Annotated in this window: 18 protein-coding genes; 8 read left to right on the top strand and 10 right to left on the bottom strand. The window is 68.6% G+C overall.

What is annotated here, in order from left to right; translation table 11 throughout:
- Window positions 1-152: 152 nt before the first annotated feature.
- The 3 genes from ABLG96_RS02020 (at window position 153) to ABLG96_RS02010 (ending at window position 2,751) form a co-directional block, all read left to right on the top strand.
- Window positions 153-1,271 (top strand): alkene reductase, encoded by a 1,119-nt coding sequence (locus ABLG96_RS02020; protein WP_353651351.1) that lies wholly within the window; start codon window positions 153-155, stop codon window positions 1,269-1,271.
- Between the two features lie 56 nt (window positions 1,272-1,327).
- Window positions 1,328-2,110, top strand: coding sequence for a putative protein N(5)-glutamine methyltransferase (locus ABLG96_RS02015; protein WP_353649760.1), 783 nt, complete (start codon window positions 1,328-1,330; stop codon window positions 2,108-2,110).
- A 74-nt stretch (window positions 2,111-2,184) separates the two neighbouring features.
- Entirely contained in the window at window positions 2,185-2,751 is a 567-nt protein-coding gene (locus tag ABLG96_RS02010; protein WP_353649759.1) for a pyridoxamine 5'-phosphate oxidase family protein, read from the top strand.
- Window positions 2,752-2,792: 41 nt separating this feature from the next.
- Here the strand turns inward: ABLG96_RS02010 and ABLG96_RS02005 are convergent, their stop codons facing one another.
- The 3 genes from ABLG96_RS02005 to ABLG96_RS01995 form a co-directional block, all read right to left on the bottom strand.
- Window positions 2,793-3,374, bottom strand: a complete 582-nt coding sequence (locus tag ABLG96_RS02005) for a hypothetical protein (RefSeq protein ID WP_353649758.1) — start codon at window positions 3,372-3,374, stop codon at window positions 2,793-2,795.
- A 134-nt stretch (window positions 3,375-3,508) separates the two neighbouring features.
- Window positions 3,509-3,817: a DUF3817 domain-containing protein gene (locus tag ABLG96_RS02000; RefSeq protein WP_353649757.1), complete on the bottom strand. Its 309-nt coding sequence runs from the start codon at window positions 3,815-3,817 to the stop codon at window positions 3,509-3,511.
- Window positions 3,818-4,033: 216 nt separating this feature from the next.
- The gene (locus ABLG96_RS01995) at window positions 4,034-4,690 is read right to left on the bottom strand and encodes an NAD(P)H-dependent oxidoreductase (protein WP_353649756.1); all 657 of its coding nucleotides are present in this window, start codon (window positions 4,688-4,690) and stop codon (window positions 4,034-4,036) included.
- A gap of 112 nt (window positions 4,691-4,802) precedes the next feature.
- On the opposite strand from ABLG96_RS01995, the gene ABLG96_RS01990 reads away from it, so the two are divergent.
- Together ABLG96_RS01990 and ABLG96_RS01985 are read left to right on the top strand one after the other, a co-directional pair.
- Entirely contained in the window at window positions 4,803-5,294 is a 492-nt protein-coding gene (locus tag ABLG96_RS01990; protein ID WP_353649755.1) for a MarR family transcriptional regulator, read from the top strand.
- A gap of 28 nt (window positions 5,295-5,322) precedes the next feature.
- Complete coding sequence (locus ABLG96_RS01985) at window positions 5,323-6,273, top strand: DUF389 domain-containing protein (protein ID WP_353649754.1); 951 nt, start codon at window positions 5,323-5,325, stop codon at window positions 6,271-6,273.
- Between the two features lie 58 nt (window positions 6,274-6,331).
- Here ABLG96_RS01985 and ABLG96_RS01980 read toward each other — a convergent pair whose 3' ends face one another.
- On the bottom strand, window positions 6,332-7,360 hold the full coding sequence (locus tag ABLG96_RS01980; RefSeq protein WP_353649753.1) for a YdcF family protein: 1,029 nt from the start codon (window positions 7,358-7,360) through the stop codon (window positions 6,332-6,334).
- A 247-nt stretch (window positions 7,361-7,607) separates the two neighbouring features.
- Here ABLG96_RS01980 and ABLG96_RS01975 point away from each other — a divergent pair, with 247 nt between their 5' ends.
- The 3 genes from ABLG96_RS01975 to ABLG96_RS01965 all read left to right on the top strand — a co-directional run bounded on the left by ABLG96_RS01975 (window position 7,608) and on the right by ABLG96_RS01965 (window position 10,531).
- Window positions 7,608-8,258 carry a hypothetical protein gene (locus ABLG96_RS01975; protein WP_353649752.1) on the top strand — a complete coding sequence of 217 codons (651 nt, stop codon included), beginning with the start codon at window positions 7,608-7,610 and terminating at the stop codon, window positions 8,256-8,258.
- 113 nt (window positions 8,259-8,371) lie between these two features.
- On the top strand, window positions 8,372-10,048 hold the full coding sequence (locus tag ABLG96_RS01970) for a LamG-like jellyroll fold domain-containing protein (protein ID WP_353649751.1): 1,677 nt from the start codon (window positions 8,372-8,374) through the stop codon (window positions 10,046-10,048).
- 123 nt (window positions 10,049-10,171) lie between these two features.
- Window positions 10,172-10,531, top strand: coding sequence for an Lsr2 family protein (locus ABLG96_RS01965; protein ID WP_353649750.1), 360 nt, complete (start codon window positions 10,172-10,174; stop codon window positions 10,529-10,531).
- Between the two features lie 36 nt (window positions 10,532-10,567).
- Here ABLG96_RS01965 and ABLG96_RS01960 read toward each other — a convergent pair whose 3' ends face one another.
- From ABLG96_RS01960 to ABLG96_RS01935, 6 genes are all read right to left on the bottom strand, one after another.
- Window positions 10,568-11,311 carry a gamma-glutamyl-gamma-aminobutyrate hydrolase family protein gene (locus ABLG96_RS01960; protein WP_353649749.1) on the bottom strand — a complete coding sequence of 248 codons (744 nt, stop codon included), beginning with the start codon at window positions 11,309-11,311 and terminating at the stop codon, window positions 10,568-10,570.
- Window positions 11,311-12,090, bottom strand: a complete 780-nt coding sequence (locus ABLG96_RS01955) for a 3-oxoacyl-ACP reductase (protein ID WP_353649748.1) — start codon at window positions 12,088-12,090, stop codon at window positions 11,311-11,313. The genes ABLG96_RS01960 and ABLG96_RS01955 overlap by 1 nt, the downstream gene beginning before the upstream one ends.
- Before the next feature lie 122 nt (window positions 12,091-12,212).
- Entirely contained in the window at window positions 12,213-13,580 is a 1,368-nt protein-coding gene (locus ABLG96_RS01950) for an aldehyde dehydrogenase family protein (RefSeq protein WP_353649747.1), read from the bottom strand.
- Window positions 13,581-13,585: 5 nt separating this feature from the next.
- The gene (locus ABLG96_RS01945; protein ID WP_353649746.1) at window positions 13,586-14,971 is read right to left on the bottom strand and encodes a glutamine synthetase family protein; all 1,386 of its coding nucleotides are present in this window, start codon (window positions 14,969-14,971) and stop codon (window positions 13,586-13,588) included.
- Window positions 14,972-14,978: 7 nt separating this feature from the next.
- The gene (locus tag ABLG96_RS01940) at window positions 14,979-15,758 is read right to left on the bottom strand and encodes an FCD domain-containing protein (protein ID WP_353649745.1); all 780 of its coding nucleotides are present in this window, start codon (window positions 15,756-15,758) and stop codon (window positions 14,979-14,981) included.
- The gene (locus ABLG96_RS01935; RefSeq protein ID WP_353649744.1) at window positions 15,755-17,269 is read right to left on the bottom strand and encodes an amino acid permease; all 1,515 of its coding nucleotides are present in this window, start codon (window positions 17,267-17,269) and stop codon (window positions 15,755-15,757) included. Before ABLG96_RS01935 ends, ABLG96_RS01940 begins: the two co-directional genes overlap by 4 nt.
- Between the last annotated feature and the right edge of the window lie 47 nt (window positions 17,270-17,316).

The raw sequence follows: 17,316 nt of genomic DNA, 5'->3' as shown, positions 1-17,316 counted from the left end.
CCACGTCGGGTGAAAGCGCCGACCTGGGTCGAACTGTTGCACCGATGCGAGTGACGTGGGTCTCCCACCCCGCTGGAATGACCATGAGCATGCCGACGCTGCCCTGCAGGGACCACCATGCGCAAGTGCGCACCAAGAGCGGAGCAACCACCATGACGACGGCGACCGACGCAGCGTTCACTCCGGTGACGATCGGCAGGTACCGAGCGCGCAATCGCATCGTGATGGCCCCGATGACCCGCAACCGGGCGAACGACACGGTCCCGACACCACTGATGGCGCAGTACTACGGCCAGCGAGCGAGCGCCGGGCTGATCATCACCGAGGGAACGCAGCCGTCGGCGATCGGTCAGGGCTACCCGGCCACTCCCGGGCTGCACACCGCCGAGCAGGTCGGAGGGTGGAAGCTGGTCGCCGACGCCGTCCATGCCGCCGGCGGCCTGGTGTTCGCCCAGCTCATGCATGCCGGTCGGATCGGCCACCCGGACGTCTACCCGGAGCACACCGAGGTCGCCGGCGCACTGCCGGTGGGGCCGTCAGCAGTGGCTGCCACCGGTTCGGTGTTCACCGGCCGCGGGATGGCGGAGTTCCCGACGCCCCGCGCGCTGTCCGCCGATGGGGTGCAGGACACCGTCGCCGAGTTCGCCGCAGCCGCCCGCGCAGCGATCGACGCCGGCCTGGACGGCGTCGAGATCCATGCGGCGAACGGGTATCTGCTGCACCAGTTCCTGTCGACGAACGCCAACCGACGCACCGACACCTGGGGCGGCGACGTCGCCGGCCGGATCAGCTTCACGGTCGCCGTGGCACAGGCCGTCGCCGACGAGATCGGCGCCGATCGGGTCGGGCTACGCATCTCACCGGCGAACCCCTTCAACGACATCGTCGAGGACGGACACCGCGAGACCTACCTGGCGCTGGTGGCCGCGCTCGAGCCCCTGGCACTGGCCTATCTGCACGTTGCCGAGACCACCGATCCCGGGTTGACCCCCCTGCTGCGGAAGGCATGGTCGGGGGTCCTGGTGCTCAACCCGGCGGAACAGACTGCGGCCGAACATCTTTCGGTCATCCAGGACGGCGCCGCCGACCTGGTCTCGTTCGCCACGAAGTTCCTGGCGAACCCGGACCTGGTCGCGCGACTGCGGACCGGCGCGCCGCTCAACACCCCTGACCGCCCCACCTTCTACGGCGGGGACCACCGCGGGTACACCGACTATCCCAGCGCCGATCATCCCGGCGCCGACCATCCCAGCGCCGCACCGGTCGCCTGATCCGGTCAGGAAGCGCCGGCCTGTACTCCGGGACGCCCGCGTTGCACCATGGGCGGATGGATCATGCTCCGGACCGCGACGCTGCGGTGGCCGCGCGACTGCGGCAGGCCGGCTCGGTGTTCGCCGAGGAGGAGGCCGCCTCGCTGGTCGAGGGGAGCACGACCGCCGAGCACCTGGAGAGCCTGGTACTGGCCAGGATGGCCGGGCAACCGCTGGAGCACCTCGTCGGGCACGTCGTCTTCCACGGCCTGCGGGTGCCGGTGGGACCGGGGATCTTCGTCCCCCGGCAGCGCACTGCGCACCTCGTCGACTGCGCGCTGGGACTCGTACGGGAGACCTCGACGGTGTTGGACCTGTGCTGCGGTTGCGGAGCCATCGGGTACGCCCTCTCCCGGGCGGCAGAATGCGAGATCGATGTCTGGGCAACGGATCTGGACGAGGTGAGCGTCGGGTACGCCAGCCGTCTGCTACCGGCCGGACGGGTGGTCCGCGGTGACCTGTTCGGCGGCCTGCCGTCAACACTCCGGTTCGATCTGATCGTGGCCAACGCGCCCTACGTCCCCACCGCACGGGTGGCGCTGATGCCGCCGGAAGCCAGGGACCACGAGCCGCGCGCCGCACTGGACGGCGGTGACGACGGGCTGGCCGTGCATCGTCGGATGGCAGGGGCAGCGGGCCGGTGGATGACCTCGACGGGCCGGTTCGTGACCGAGATCGGAGAGCCGCAGATCGTGGCCGCCACCTCGCTCTACCGGTCCGCAGGATTCGACGTGACCATCAGCCGCGACGACGAGATCGACGCGACCGCGCTGATCGCCTGGCGGCGCGCAGGTCGCTGAGCTCTGCGGGTTCTCCGCGATCCCAGGAGATCCGCGGGGGCCTCGCTGTCGGAGGAGCGTCCTATCCTGCGCCGATGAGCGAAGATTCCAGGACGCCGACCGCCGACCGACCGACGATGCCGGAGGGGTACGGCATCCCGACCACCGTCGAGGGCGTGTTGCGGTGGCCCGACGTGGAGGCTGAACTCGTTGCGGCACAGCACTACTGGTTGACCTCCGTACGGCCGGACGGGCGCCCGCACGTGGTGCCCCGCTGGGGCGTGTGGCTGCTGGGCTCGTTCTACTACGACGGTGCTCCCAGTACCGTCCATGCCAGGAACGCGGAGGCCCACCCGGCGGTGACACTGAACCTCGAGAGCGGGACGCGCACGGTGATCGTCGAGGGCACCAGTACGGCCACCCGTGCCGACGCACGCGGCCTCGGCGCCGAACTCGCCGTGGCGTTCCAGAAGAAGTACGCAGCGGCCGGCTACCGACCGGAGCCAGACGCCTGGGCCTCTGACGACGGCGGTGGCCTGCGCGTCATCACCCCGGAGCTGGCCCTGGCCTGGTTCGACTTCCCGAATGACTGCACGAGATTCCGGTTCGGCGGCTCGGAACCGCCTGCGGGCCAGCAGCATCCGGATGCTCGAGCCCAGTAGCGGAGTTCGTTGCGGGGTCTGCCACCACCGGGCTCGGCGACTCAGCGGAAGAAGTCGGCGTCCTTCGGGCCGTACCGCAACTCCTGCATGGTCTCGAAGAAGGTGGTCGACGTCGGGACTCTGCTGAACACCAACACCAGCACGCCGACCGAGATTCTCAGGCCGGCTTCGATCATGGCCGCCGGCGAGTCGTAGAGGTCGGATCCCAGCACCTGGACGACCAACACGACCCCGGTGATCAGCAGGAACACCGCTCCCGTTGTCAGCGCGCCGCGCCGTCCCAGCAGAGCCAGTAGGCCACCGACCAGCAGGACTGCCGGGAACGCCAGCCGGACGGCAGACAGGTACGAATTGGCGGACCCGGCGAAGGCGGTCACGGCCAGCACGAGCAACAGGCTGCCGATGACGATGGCCAGCACTGCGGCAGCGGTGACCAGCGGCGGGGGGTCGAGCCGCCGACGTACCCCACCACCGTCGTCCGACGGCACCTCAGGACGCCAGCCGGGCAGACCGACCGACCGATCCTGCGCCCGCGGCGGCTGCGCCTGCTGCCAGTGCTGCGGCTGCGGTTGCTGCCGCGGGGCGCCCGCGACCTGCTCGACGTGCCCGTCCGATCCCGTCATCCCCCGACTCCCCTCGACCGCCCGACGGACCGTCGCCCGACGGACACCAGGATGGCAGCCTGAGTGGGTTCGTGCCGGAAACCGTCCACATCGCCGTGGGTCAGCACCGGCGCCGGCACTCAGGCGTGCGCCGCTCAGCGGGCTGGGACTGCGTCCAGCCGGCCGGCGCGCACGGCCCAGCGCTCGAACCACAGGGTGAAGAACGGCGGAATCGAAGCACCCAGCGCCAGTGCCGTCGTCCAGAACAGTGGCCAGCGCTGCCGGCGGGCGACCAACGCGGTCACCGCGACGTAGGCGACGAAGACGCCTCCGTGGATCGGGCCGAAGATCTGCACGCCGACCTCGGACGTCTGCGCGATCCACTTGAAGTACATCCCGATCAGCAGCGCGAGCCAGGAGAACGCCTCCAGCACTGCCACGACCTTGAAGATCCGGATGAGCATCGACGCGTCGCCCGCCGCGGACGGGCCGGTGGTCGGCTCTGGGCTGCCGGACCCACCAGCTCCCGGGGTGGCGGCGGGGTGAGAACGGGCTGCGGGAGGGTTCGGCAACGCGGGTCCTGATCTTCCGGGGATGTTGTCTGCTCCATCGTGCCCGAGACCCGAGCCCCCGCCGGCTCCGCGCGGCAGGACATACGTCACGCGCGGAACCCGGACCGGTCAGGCGACAGGGGCGAGCTTGAGCGTCACGGCTCGTCCGACGGTGCGCGCCGTCTCGTGCGACTCGGCGAGCTGTGCGCGGGCAAGCTCGCGCAGGCTCTCCATCTGCGGCGTGACCTCGGCCAGGGTCAGTTCGGTCTCCACGACGTCCAGGTCGAGCTGCCACACGTCGGCCAGGATGCGTCGCATCCACCCGGTCGCGTGGTCCCACCCCTCCCGGGGAGTGCCGGCGCCGTAGCCGCCACCCCGGGCGGTGACCAGGAACGCCGGTCGGCCCGCCAGCGTGGTCGACCCCGGCCCGAGCCGCGGGTCGGCGATGACCTGGTCGACCCAGGCCTTGAAGTGCTGCGAGACACCGAAGTTGTACATCGGGACGGCGAACAGGAGCACGTCGGCGTCGACGACCTCGTCGGCGAGCTGCTCGCTCAGGCGGAGTGCCGCGGTCTGTTCGGTAGTGCGCTGGTCCGCCGGCGTGTAGCCGGCGAAGGCGGCCGTGGCCCAGCCGGCGGCATCGATGGGGGCGAGGCCGACATCACGGCGGGTGACGTCAGCGCGACCGAGCCGCTCCAGAACCTCCGTCTGGATCGTGTCGGCGACGGCGCGGGTCACCGAGCCCTCGGTGCGGATGCTGGCGTCGAGTCGGAACAGGGTGCTCATCGGTTCTCCTGGGATCGAGGGGGGATCGCTCTGTCAGCATAATCATCTGTTGTATAGATCATCTGTCATCGTAACCATCATCACAGCTGATGAACGCGGATAGAATGGGCGGGTGACCAGTCCGGAGATGGTGACCCGCACCGGCGCCGACGATTTCGGTAGCGCCCTGGGCTCTTTGCTGCGCTCCTACTTGGGCGGGGCACGGGAGTCCATCGAGGACGTTCCCGGCGGCCCCCGGGGGTTCCAGGTGCTGGCGATCGCGGCCACCGGCAGCTGTCGGAACCAGGCATCCATCGCCGAGAACCTGGGCCTGGACCGCACCGTCATGACCTATCTCGTCGACGACCTCGAGCGCGCCGGCCTCGTGGAACGCCGCCCCGACCCAGCCGACCGACGCTCCCGCCAGGTCGTGCTCACCGACGCCGGACGCGCGACCTACGACGCCGCGCAGGCAACCCTCGCTCGGGTCGAGCGACAGGTGCTGGCCGCGCTCGACGATGAGGACTCCGAGCAGTTCCGGAGCCTGCTGTTGCGCGCCACTTCGGCACTGCCGACACCCGCGGACGAGTCCGCCTGCACCGGCGACAGGCCCGGTCCCTGCTGAGGGCAGGATCCCGTGCCACCCTGAGCGGGTGCTGCTGCTGCGACTGATCGTTCCGGACGACCGGACCTCCCTCGTCGTCGACGATCTGGTGGACCACGTGGGCGTCACCAACGTGGTGGTGGTCGAGGGCGCCGGGCGCGAGCCGGTCGGCGACCTGGTGACGTGCGACGTCACCCGCGAGGCTGCGTCCGACGTGCTGCTCGGACTGCAGCGCCGCGGCCTGTACACCGACGGCGCCGTCTCGATGTCCGAGGTGGAGGCGTCTCCCTCCCGCAATGCACAGCTCACGCAGGCACGGGTCCCCGGTTCGCCGGACGATGCGATCGTGTGGGACGAGGTGCTGGACCGCACGACCGGGCAGGTGCGGCCGTCGTGGTCGTACTTCCTGTTCCTGACCATCGCGGTCACGCTGGCCTCGGTCGCCGTTGTCACCGATTCATCGGTGCTGGTGATCGGCGCCATGGTGGTGGGGCCGGAGTTCATCACGGTGACGGCAATGTCCCTGGGCATCGTGCTACGACGCTCCGAGTTGGCACTCCGGGGATTGCGCCTGCTGGTGCTGGGCTTCGTGGTCGCCATCGCCGTGGCCGTCCTGCTCGCCCTGCTGGCGAAGGCGGCCGGCTGGATCACGCTCGAGCAGGTGGCCGCCGACCGACCGCTGACCGCATTCATCTGGCGACCGGACCACTGGTCCGTGGTCGTCGCGGCGCTGGCCGGGATGATCGGCGTCCTGTCCCAGACGGCCAACCGGGGACCCGCCCTGGTCGGAGTGTTCATCTCGGTGACCACCGTGCCCGCCGCCGGCGATCTGGCCGTCTCGATCGCGGTCGGTGCGACCGCCCAGATCAGCGGCGCCGCACTGCAACTCGGCCTGAACCTGGTGGGGATGACGGCGTCGGGCATCGTGACGTTGTTGGTCGCCCGTGCGCTGTGGACCCTCGGTCGACGACGTCGCCTCCAGCCGGAGAACCACCGCTGAACCGGATCCACGCTCAATTCATCGCCCCGGCTCACGACCCCGGCTCACCGCCCCCGACTCACCGCCACAGGGTGATGACGCTGACGGTCAACGCGGTGAACGCACTCGCCAGGATCACGTTCATCACGCGATTGGCCCACAACACCGCGGCGAACTCACGCAGGTAGGCACTGGGCAGGTAGTACCCGACAGTCCGGCAGCCGACCACCCTGGCCCGCATGCGCAATTCCCGCGTCAGCACCGCAGCGCGCAGCACGTGGTACCCGCTGGTGACGACGATCGCCCTCGCGTCCGGCGCGGTGAACAGTGCTCGGGAGAACGTCAGGTTCTCCCTGGTGGTGCGCGCGCGGTCCTCGGGCACGATCTGCGCTGCCGGCACCCCGTGCTCGGACCGCAGGTAGTCGGCCATCGCGGACGCCTCGGTCCGTTCCTCGTCGTCGCCCCGGCCGCCGCTGGGGACGATGGTCCCGGCACCGCCCTGGCGACGGAACTCCGCGGCGGCCCTGTCCAGCCGTCTGGCCAGCAGTGGTGAGACCTGGCGGCCGCGCAATCCCGCGCCGAGCACCACGATGTAGCGCGCCGGCAGCCTGCGGCCGATCCGTCGATACAGGAAGGTGCCGAGCAGGAAGGCGCCGAAAGCGAACGCCAGGTATCCCAGCACGCTGCCGACGACGAGCACCAGCCAGCCCAGGACCGCCACTGCCGGCGATCGGGTGTCGCGCAGGTGGATCGCGATCAGGGACAGCACGGGCAGAGCCGTCATCCCGAGTCCGAGCGTCAGGCTGAGCAGATGGGCCGGTGTCGGTCGCTCCCGGCGGATCATCGTCACGCCGTTGAGCACGAGCAGGACGGTGAGCACCGGGTAGGCGACGGCGACCACCCCACCGATGACCACCAGGGCAACGGTGAGCGTCCGCGGGAGCAGCCCCGAGGCGGACACCACCGCAGCCAGACCGATCACGGTGACGAGCGCACCGGCCAGGATCGCGACCGACGGCCGCAGCCGGCGCGGGTCGCGGCGAACGCCGACCAGACCCCACACGGTGCACGTCAACCCGAGCAGCAGCACTCCGGTTGCGATGACCACAGCACCACCCCACCACAGGCCCGGCCCCGAACTGTTCGGGGGACGGTCCGCGCTGCGAACACCAGATGCGGGCCATACGTGAGCTGCTCCCTCCGATCGGGTGACAATCTCACCTGGACAAACGACGGTCTGACCCTGATACTCATCGACGAGTGCACGAATTGTCATCATCCAACACGAATGGTCCCAATCCGGGGACCGTCAGTTCCCTCGCAGTTACCCCGCCAGTCACAGAAAGTAACAAACCATGCCCAACCATGCTTCCCCGACTTCACGCCGCAAGGGCCTGTTCGTGCTCCTGACCGGCATCGCCGCCTCGGCGATCCTCGCGCTGTCCTTCAGTCCGACGATGTCGGCGTTCGTGGCCTCGATCACCAACTCGACCGACACCGCGGCCAGCGGCTACCTCACCATGCAGGAGTCGAACTCCGACGGCAGCGTGTTGTGCAACAGCACCGACTCCACGACGGTGTCCACCAACGCCGCCACCTGCGCGACGATCAACAAGTACGGCGGCTCGACCGCGATGTTCCCGGGTCAGACCATCACCACGAACATCACCATCAAGAACACTGGCACCGTCAACGCCACCGCGTTCACGCTGACCCCCGGCGCTTGTACCCAGGCGAACAACGGCACGGTGAACGGAACTGCGGTCGACCTGTGTTCGAAGATCAACATCGTGATCAAGTCCGGAACCACCACCGTCTTCTCCGGAACCCTGACCAGCCTCAACACCGGTGGCGCGATCAACCTGACGGCGCTCGCCGGTATCGGCGCTGTCGCACCCACGATCGCGGTGCCGTTCTCGTTCGCGGTGACGTTGGACTCCTCCGCCGGCAACACCTACCAGGGCCTGCGCGCTTCCCAGCCGCTCGTCTGGAGCTTCTCGGCCTGATGACAGTCTCCCCTCCGGCCGGTCCGCGCGACCGGCCGGACGGGGGATCCTTCTCGCAGTGTTCCGACCACCTGAGACCTGCCCGCCGTACCTCGACAACCAGCTGAGGACCCGTGTACTCCACCGCCCCCCGCGACCGACGAACCCTCGTCGTGCTCGCGGGGGGCCTGTGCGCTCTGCTGCTCATAGTTCTGGTCGGTTACCTCCTGGCAGGCGGTCGGTTCCAGGCGGTCGAGACACCCTCGATGGCCGAGGCCGCGCCGGTGGGAACCCTGGTCCTGACCTTGCCGGGTGACGCCGAGGTCGGCGACATCATCACCTTCACGCCGACCGGTGCTACACACAGTTACACCCACCGGGTCGTAGAGGTGACCGATGGGAACTATCACACGCAGGGCGACCTGAACGGCGCGGTCGACCCCTGGACCGTGACTCCGGACCAGGTCGAAGGTGTTGCCTGGCTGCGCTTGTGGACCCTGGGCTGGGTGGCCCGCGCGCTGCCGATCGTGGCGATCGGCGCGCTGCTGACCTTCCTGATCACCCGATTCCTGTTCGCCGCGGACTACCGGTACGTCGGCAGGGTGATGGGCGGCACGCTCACCGTCGCAGTCGCCTCGCTCCTGCTGCGCCCGTGGACCGGCGTCCAACTGGTTGGCTACCTCCCCGCGAACGAGGGCATCACCGCCTCCGTTGTCAGTACCGGCATCCTGCCGATGCGGGTCACGGCGCGTGGCGGGACGTCGGCCGACCTCGTCAACGGACAGCTCGGATCTGTCTCCACCGCTGTCACCGACACAGCAGGCAAGTACCAATTCGACCCGGCGCTGCACCTGTCGACGTGGTGGTTGATCGGCCTGATCGCCCTGTGCAGCCTGCCGTTCCTGTTCTGCCTCAGGGAGTTCCAGCACGACAATCCCCGTGCGACGCGCGCCCACCGGTACCGGATCGCAGTCCCGGCGGCCACCATCGGCGTGCTGGCCCTCATCGCGGCGCTGCTGGTGGTCCCCACCCATAGCGCCTTCGCAGCCAGGATCACCAACTCGACGGACACCGCCGGCAGCCGCACCTGGTTCACCTGCCGGGCTGCCGAGACCGGCACCGCCGGTCTGGTCGCCGGGTACGCCATGGGAACCAGTGGGTCGACGAGCGAGGCGAATCTTGCCGGCGGGAACGCCGGGGAGTACCCCCTCAGCTCCACCGTCCAGACGGGGAATGTCGGCTGCATCCGTGATACCCCTGCCGCCTCGGTCACCTTCAACGGAACGAGCCAGTGCTTGGCGACCGGAGCCGCCACCGCGGCGGCAGCCGCCCCGAACACGTTCTCCACCGAGATCTGGTTCCGCACCAGCACTGCCGGCAACGGCAAGCTGATCGGCTCCAGTTCCAGCCGCACCGGCATCGCGGACGCCAGCTACGATCGGCAGTTGTACATCGATCCTCAGGGCAGGCTCGTCTTCGGCGTCTACAACCCCGGCGTCGTCGTCGTGTCGTCACCGACCTCCGTGGCGAACAACCAATGGCACCAGGCGATCGCCACCCTCGGCCCCGCCGGAATGCGGCTCTATCTCGACGGTGTGCTGGTCGGCGCGAACGCCAACCAGTTCGCCGGGCAGTCCTACAGCGGGTGGTGGAAGATCGGCTGCGGCAACCTCAACGGCTGGCCCAGTGCGACCGGCGCCGCCTACACCGGTCCGAACTACTACACCGGGCAGTTGCAATATGCCGCGATCTACACCGTGCAGTTGAGCGCCGCCCAGGTGTTGGAGCACTACCAGGCCCGAGTCGGCTGATCGCGCCGCCACTCCCCCGGGTGTCCTGGCCGGGTGATTTCCACGACGCCGGCGTCGATCACTCGATATCGACCGCAGGATGGCACAATGCATCCACGGGGAACCATCGAAAGGGCACACACAGTGGCACAACAGATCGTCGAGTACCTGACGTCCGACCTTTCCGGCGACGAGATTCCCAGCGACTCGCATGGCGGGACGGTCGAATTCGTCGTCTCCGGAACGCCGTACGCCATCGATCTCACCGAGGCCGAACTGGACACCTTCAACGAGATCCTGGCGCCCTACGTCGATGCGGCACAACGGTTGACGACGCGCGGTGCACCGGTCAGCCGGACGACCGTCGCCTCCTCCGCCGGCGGAAGGCGTTCCAAGGAGCAGCTCACCGCAATCCGGAACTGGGCGAAGAAGAACAACCACTCCGTCTCGGAACGCGGTCGCATTCCGGGCGCTGTTCTCGACGCGTTCGACGCCAGCCACTGATTCGACGACTCCGGCCCGCGCTCGCCGCGAGCGCGATCAAGTACCGGTGTTCGCGCGGGCCGCGGAGATCAGGGCGTTGAACAACCGCGCATCCCGCGCATTCTCGGGATGCCATTGCACCGCAACACAGAATCGACGACCCGTTCGTTCCATCGCCTCCAGGGTTCCGTCGGCAGCGGTGGCCACCGGCACGAAACCTGGGTGCCGGTCGACGGCCTGGTGGTGGTGGCACCGAACCGACACCGCGTTGCCGACGGCCGCGGCGACCCGGGATCCGGAGACCGTGGTGATCGGGACATCACCGAAGGCATCGGCACCCGGCGAGTGCAGCGCGCTGCCGAGCACGTCCGGCAGGTGCTGGACCAACGACCCACTCGCCGCCACAGCCATCAACTGCATCCCGCGACAAACGCCGAGCAGTGGCAGCGAGACCCGATCGGCCGCGGCGATGAGCGCCAGCTCCCAGCTGTCGCGCTCGGGACGGCACCCCACCGTCCGCGGGTGCGGCGCCGCTCCGTACCGAGCCGGATCGACGTCTGCTCCGCCGGCGATGACGAGCGCGTCGAGTCGCGCGACCACCGCGTCCGCCGCACCGTCGACGTCCGACTTCCCGGTGCCGACAGCGGCGCCGGGAAGCAGGACCGGAACGCCGCCGCCGCCGGCAACCGTGTCGGCATAGTCGGCGTGCAGAACGTCTGCCCGCACGTGCTGCCACACCCCCCAGCTGACCTTCTCGCGGTAGCAGGAGATGCCCACCACCGGGGGCCCGTGGGTCGCCACTACAGCGGGGTGACGTAGGCGCCGGAGATCCCGCCGTCGACCAGGAACGTGCTGGCGGTGACGAACGACGACTCGTCGGATGCCAGGAACAGCACCGCGTTCGCCAGCTCCTCGGGTTCGGCGAAGCGTCCCATCGGGACGTGTACCAGCCGGCGGGCGGCGCGCTCAGGATCGTCGGCGAACAGCTCTTGCAGCAGCGGTGTGTTCACCGGGCCCGGGCACAGTGCGTTGACCCGCACTCCGTCGCGGGCGAACTGCACCGCCAGCTCGCGGGACATCGACAGCACACCGCCCTTGGACGCCGAGTACGAGATCTGCGAGGTGGCGGCGCCCATCACCGCCACGAAGGACGCGGTGTTGATGATCGACCCGCGCCGCTGCTCGAGCATGTACGGCAGCGCCGCCTTGCAGCACAGGTACACCGAGGTCAGGTTGACCTCCTGCACCCTGCGCCAGGCGTCCAGATCGGTGTCGAGGATCGAGGAGTCCTCCGGCGGGGAGATCCCGGCGTTGTTGAACGCGATGTCGACGCTGCCGTAGGTGTTCTTCGCCGTCGCGAAGAGCGCGTCGACCTCCTCCTTGCTGGTGACGTCGACGTGCGCATAGGTCGCGACCGAGGCGCCCCCCAGCTCGGTCACCAGGCCTGCGCCGGCGTCATCGGCGATGTCGCCGATCACCACCTTCGCCCCCTCCTGCACGAATCGGCGGACCGTAGCCAAGCCGATCCCCGAACATCCGCCGGTGACGACAGCGACCCTGCCGTCCAACCGTCCTGCCATGGCGCGTTCCTTCTTTCCTGGAATGAGTGGCCGTCGCTGGCCGCGGTGGTCGAGCAAACGAAACACGTCGAGACCCGCCCCCGAACGCTGGTCGAGCGAGGAACGAGTCGAGACCCCCCGGCTCAGTGGGCGATGAACACGTTCTTCTCCTCGGTGAAGGCGTACGGGGCATCCGGTCCGAGCTCACGGCCGAGCCCGGACTGCTTGTAGCCACCGAAGGGCGTCCAGTACCGCACCGAGGAATGGCTGTTCACCGACAGGTTCCCGGCTTCCACACCGCGCGCCACCCGCAGTGCCCGGCCGACGTCGCCGGTGAAGATCGAGCCGGACAGCCCGTAGTCGCTGTCGTTCGCCAGCGCGATGGCTTCGTCCTCGTCGTCGAAGGGCAGCACGGCGACGACGGGCCCGAACACCTCTTCGCGCCAGACCGGATCGGCCACGGACCGCGGGGTCACCACGGTCGGCGGCAGCCACCAGCCCGGCCCGTCCGGGACGGATCCGGTGATGGTGACGTCGGCGTCGTCGAGGTACCGCTGGACGGTGGCCCGCTGGCCCGCGGAGATCATCGGCCCCATCTCGCTGCCCTCGCGGGTCGGATCCTCCACCCGCACCCCCTGCACCGCGACCTCGAATCGCTCCAGGAACTCCTGGTAGGCGCTGCGCTGCACCAGGATCCGTGACCGAGCGCAACAGTCCTGACCCGCGTTGTCGAACACAGCATACGGCGCGGCGGCAGCAGCAGCGGCCAGATCTGCGTCATCGAAGATGATGTTCGCACTCTTGCCACCGAGTTCCAGCGTGACCGGCTTCAGCTGGTCGGCACAGCCGGCCATGATCTGCTTGCCGACAGCCGTAGAACCGGTGAAGACGATCTTGCGCACGGCTTCGTTGGTCACGAACCGTTGTCCCACCACGGATCCCTTGCCGGGCAGCACGGTGAACACTCCATCGGGAATGCCCGCCTCCAGGGCGAGCTCGGCCAGCAGGATCGCCGTCAGCGGGGTCAGCTCCGCCGGCTTGAGCACGACGGTGTTCCCAGCCGCCAGGGCGGGAGCGAACCCCCAGCCGGCGATCGGCATCGGGAAGTTCCACGGGACGATGATGCCCACCACGCCCAGCGGTTCGTGGAAGGTGATGTCGGTCCCACCCGGCACCGGGATCTGCTTGCCCAGCAAGCGTTCCGGGGAGCCGGCGTAGTAGTTCAGACAGTCTCGGACGTTACCTGCCTCCCAGCGGGCGTTGCCGATCGTATGTCCGGCGTTGCGGACCTCGGTGCTGGCCAGCAACTCGATGTTCTGCTCCACCTTGGTCGCGAATGCCCGCAACAGGCGCGCCCGCTCGCCGGGGGCGGTGGTGCGCCAGGTCCTGAAGGCCTTGTGCGCACGGTCGATCGCGGCATCGGTCCCGGCCTCGTCGGTGCCGTTCACCTCCTCGGCCAGGACTTGGCCGGTGGCCGGGTTGATCAGCTGGGTGGTTCCTGCGGTGGTCAACCGCGTCACATCCTCTCGAAGCCGCGGGCGAGTTCCCAGTCGGTGACTGCAGCGTCGAAGGCGGCGATCTCGACGTCCGCCATGTTCGTGTAGTGCGCCACCACGTCGTCGCCGAACGCCGCACGGGCGATGGCCGATCCGGCGAACCCCTCGCGCGCGATCTGCAGCGTCCGCGGCACCCGGGGATGCGTTGACGTGTAGGCGTTCCCGGTGAGCTCGTCCTGGAGCTCGAGCTCCCGGTCGATGCCGTGCAACCCTCCGGCGATCATCGCGGCGATGGCAAGGTACGGGTTGACGTCCGCACCCGGCAGCCGATTCTCCAGTCGCGCCGACGGTCCCTTGCCCACCAGTCGCACCGCGCAGGTGCGGTTGTCCAGTCCCCAGGCCACCGTGGTCGGCGCGAACGAACCGTCAGCGAACCGCTTGTAGGAGTTGATGTTCGGGGCGTACAGCAGGGTGAACTCGTCCATCGTCGCCAGGATCCCGGCGATGAAGTGATCGTAGGTCGCCGACCGGCCATCGTCCTGCCAGAAGGTGAGCGCACCGTCGGTTCCGCGGAGCGAGAGATGGATGTGACAGGAGTTGCCCTCGCGCTCGTTGTACTTGGCCAGGAAGGTGATCGCCTTGCCGTGCGCGGCAGCGATCTCCTTGGCCTGGGTCTTGTAGACGCTGTGGTTGTCCGCGGTGGTCAGCGCGTCGGCGTAGAGGAAGCCGATCTCGTGCTGGCCGAAGTTGCACTCCCCCTTGGCACCTTCGACATCCATCCCGGCCGCATAGCTGTGGTTGCGGATGTCCCGCAGCAGCGGCTCCACCCGTGAGGTGCCCAGCAGCGAGTAGTCGACGTTGTACTGATTCACCGGGGTCAGCCCGCGCCACCGGAGATCGTGGGCATCCTCGTAGCTGTTGTCGAAGGCGATGAACTCGAGCTCCGTCCCGGCGAACGCCGCCAGGCCCCGCTCGGTGAGCCGGTCGAGTTGGGTCTGCAGGATCGTGCGCGGGGACTGCACGACCGGCGTGTGGTCGAGCCACACCAGGTCGCACTGCACCATCGCGGTCGCGGGCAGGTGGGTCAGCCGGCGCAGGGTTGCGAAGTCGGGCAGGAACTCCATGTCGCCGTACCCGCGCTCCCACGACGACATGGTGTAGCCCGCAACGGTGTTCATCTCGATGTCGACGGCGAGTAGGTAGTTGCATCCCTCCGTCCCGCTCTGCAGCGCGACATCCAGGAAGTAGGCGGCGTGCAGCCGCTTGCCCTGCAGGCGTCCCTGCATGTCGGTGAAGGCCAGGACCACGGTGTCGATCTCACCGTCGCCGATCAGTGTCCGGAGTTGCTCGATGGTCAGATAACGATCGTTGGGTACCGACCTGCGCGGAACCTCGTGCGCTGACATGACTCTCCTATCCGATCAGACCGCGGAGCAGTGCTGCGGTGTCATCACAGTGTTCCTCCATCACCCGGCGGGCACGCAGCGGGTTGCCGGCGGCGATCGCCCTGAGCACCGCGCCGTGCTGACCGTCGGAATGACCGAGGTTGGGGGCCAGCACCGGGATCGCCATCAGCATCTCGTGCAGGCTGCGTTGGACCTCGGCGACCGCCGTCAGCAGCTTCGACGACCCGGACGCCCGGGCCACTGCCAGGTGGAAGCGAGAGTCCGACTGCCGATGCTGCGCCGGATCCCGGATGCCGGTCACCTCGACCAGCGCTGCCCGCAGAGCGGCCATCGCTACATCGTCGAGGTCGCCGTCCGACCGTCGCTCGGCTGCCGCATACGCAGCTCCGGGTTCCACCACCCGCCGGAACAGCAGAGCGTCGATCATCTCCGCCCGCGGCAGGGCGTCGACCTGGCGCTGCGTCCCCCGTCCGGGGCGCTCCGGCGGCTGCAGCACGACGGTCCCGCCGCCCCGTCCACGACGGGTCTCGACCAGTCCGGCGGCCCGTAGGGCGACCATCGCCTCGCGGATCGTGGCGCGGGAGACTCCCAGCAGCGCAGCCAGTTCCCGCTCGGGCGGAAGCGCTTCCCCCTGCGGGTAGCCGCCGAGCCGGATGGCCGTGCCGAGCTGCTCGACGCAGCTCTCGAACGCATGGTGAGCGCGGACCGGGCGCAGCAGCGCTGCACCGAGATCCGCGGCTCGGGGACCAAGGGAGACGCCGGTCTGTGCTGGCACGAGAGATGTCACTTGTCCAGGGGGACGGGCTTGTCCGACGGAACGGGACGGCCGGACATGAAGTGCTTACGCCCCACGGCCAGCCACATGACGCCGGAGATCGAGAGGACGACGAGCACCGCGATCGGGGCGTAGTTGAACGTGTCGACTGTGACGGGGTTGAGCGGGGGCAGCACGAACAGGATGCAGATCAGCACCACCCAGACCACCGAGATCCAGCCGATCGGCTTGCTCCAGCGACCGAGATTCCACGGGCCCTGCACGAAGTCGGGGCGACGCAGTCTCAGGAACACCGGCACCACGTAGGCGATGTAGAGCCCGATCACAGCGATGGACGTCACCGCGAAATAGGCGGTGACGTTGAACAGCGACGGGATTGCCAGCAGCACCGACAGGGTGACGCAGAACCAGATCGAGTTGGTCGGAGTTCCGGTACGCGGGTTGACCTTCGACCACAGTCGTGACCCGGGCAGTGCCTTGTCGCGGCTGAAGGCGAACGTCATCCGGGAGTTGGCCGTCACGGACGCCATCCCGCAGAAGAACTGCGCGACACAAACGATGGCCAGCAGGAACTTGGCCACGGTGGGACTGCCCAGGGCGTCGAGGAAGATCTGTGCGGGCGGCAGCCCGGTGTCGCTGGCGGCCAGGGCGGTCAATCCGGCTTCGGAACGGTCGGGGATCGCGGCGGTGATCGAGTACAGCAGGATGAACCCGCCGATCACCGACACCAGCACGCTCAGCACGATGCCGCGCGGCGCGCTGCGGGAGGCGTTCCTGGTCTCCTCGGCGACGTGCGCCGAGGCGTCGTAGCCGGTGTAGGTGTATTGCGCCATCAGCAGGCCGAGCAGCAGCACGTACGGCCCGAAGGTCCAGCCGGTCTCGTTGTGCCAGCCGAACAGCGTCCACCCGACGTCCTGGTGTTTCTCCGGCAGCACCCACAGCGCCACCACGATGATCAGCACGCCGACGACATGCCACCAGGCGGAGATGTTGGACAGCAACGACACCAGGTTGACGCCGAAGGCGTTCAGCAGCGCGTGGGCGATGATGATGCCGACGAACAGCAGGAAAGTCCGGCCGGGGGTCACCTCGATGCCCCAGACCAGGTTCATGAACGCCATCCAGGTGAGGGCACAGCCGTAGTCGATCGCGGCGGTGACGGCGATCTCACCCATGAAGTTGAACCAGCCGACCACCCAGGCCCATGCGCGCTTGTTGCTCTTGGCGAGCTCACCGGCCCAGAAGTAGAGACCGCCGGCCGTCGGGTACCGGGAACAGACCTCAGCCATCGACATCGCGACGCAGAGCACGAACAGCCCGACCACCGCCCAACCGACCGTGATGGCCGACGGGCCACCGGATGTCAGGGCGATCCGGTAGGACGTGATGCAGCCGGCCAGGATCGAGATGATCGAGAACGACACGGCGAAGTTCGAGAACGCGGACATGCCGCGGTGCAGTTCCTGCGTGTAACCCATCTCGGCGAGACGGGCGGAATCCTCGTCGATCTCTGGTTCGGCCATCGGTGACCTCTCGCGTGACCCCCGGGAACGGACTGTGCTGCCGGACA

Source organism: Nakamurella sp. A5-74, assembly GCF_040438885.1.
Taxonomy (GTDB): Bacteria; Actinomycetota; Actinomycetes; order Mycobacteriales; family Nakamurellaceae; genus Nakamurella.
Note: the sequence above shows the minus strand (reverse complement) of the source record. Positions and strands in the feature narration are given on the sequence as shown.

What these genes read in the sequence shown, in the direction of transcription:
- ABLG96_RS02020 (WP_353651351.1), top strand. Translation starts at nt 153, where the DNA reads ATGACGACGGCGACCGACGCAGCGTTCACTCCGGTGACGATCGGCAGG.
- ABLG96_RS02015 (WP_353649760.1), top strand. Translation starts at nt 1,328, where the DNA reads ATGGATCATGCTCCGGACCGCGACGCTGCGGTGGCCGCGCGACTGCGG.
- ABLG96_RS02010 (WP_353649759.1), top strand. Translation starts at nt 2,185, where the DNA reads ATGAGCGAAGATTCCAGGACGCCGACCGCCGACCGACCGACGATGCCG.
- ABLG96_RS02005 (WP_353649758.1), bottom strand. Translation starts at nt 3,374, where the DNA reads ATGACGGGATCGGACGGGCACGTCGAGCAGGTCGCGGGCGCCCCGCGG.
- ABLG96_RS02000 (WP_353649757.1), bottom strand. Translation starts at nt 3,817, where the DNA reads ATGCTCATCCGGATCTTCAAGGTCGTGGCAGTGCTGGAGGCGTTCTCC.
- ABLG96_RS01995 (WP_353649756.1), bottom strand. Translation starts at nt 4,690, where the DNA reads ATGAGCACCCTGTTCCGACTCGACGCCAGCATCCGCACCGAGGGCTCG.
- ABLG96_RS01975 (WP_353649752.1), top strand. Translation starts at nt 7,608, where the DNA reads ATGCCCAACCATGCTTCCCCGACTTCACGCCGCAAGGGCCTGTTCGTG.
- ABLG96_RS01955 (WP_353649748.1), bottom strand. Translation starts at nt 12,090, where the DNA reads ATGGCAGGACGGTTGGACGGCAGGGTCGCTGTCGTCACCGGCGGATGT.
- ABLG96_RS01945 (WP_353649746.1), bottom strand. Translation starts at nt 14,971, where the DNA reads ATGTCAGCGCACGAGGTTCCGCGCAGGTCGGTACCCAACGATCGTTAT.
- ABLG96_RS01935 (WP_353649744.1), bottom strand. Translation starts at nt 17,269, where the DNA reads ATGGCCGAACCAGAGATCGACGAGGATTCCGCCCGTCTCGCCGAGATG.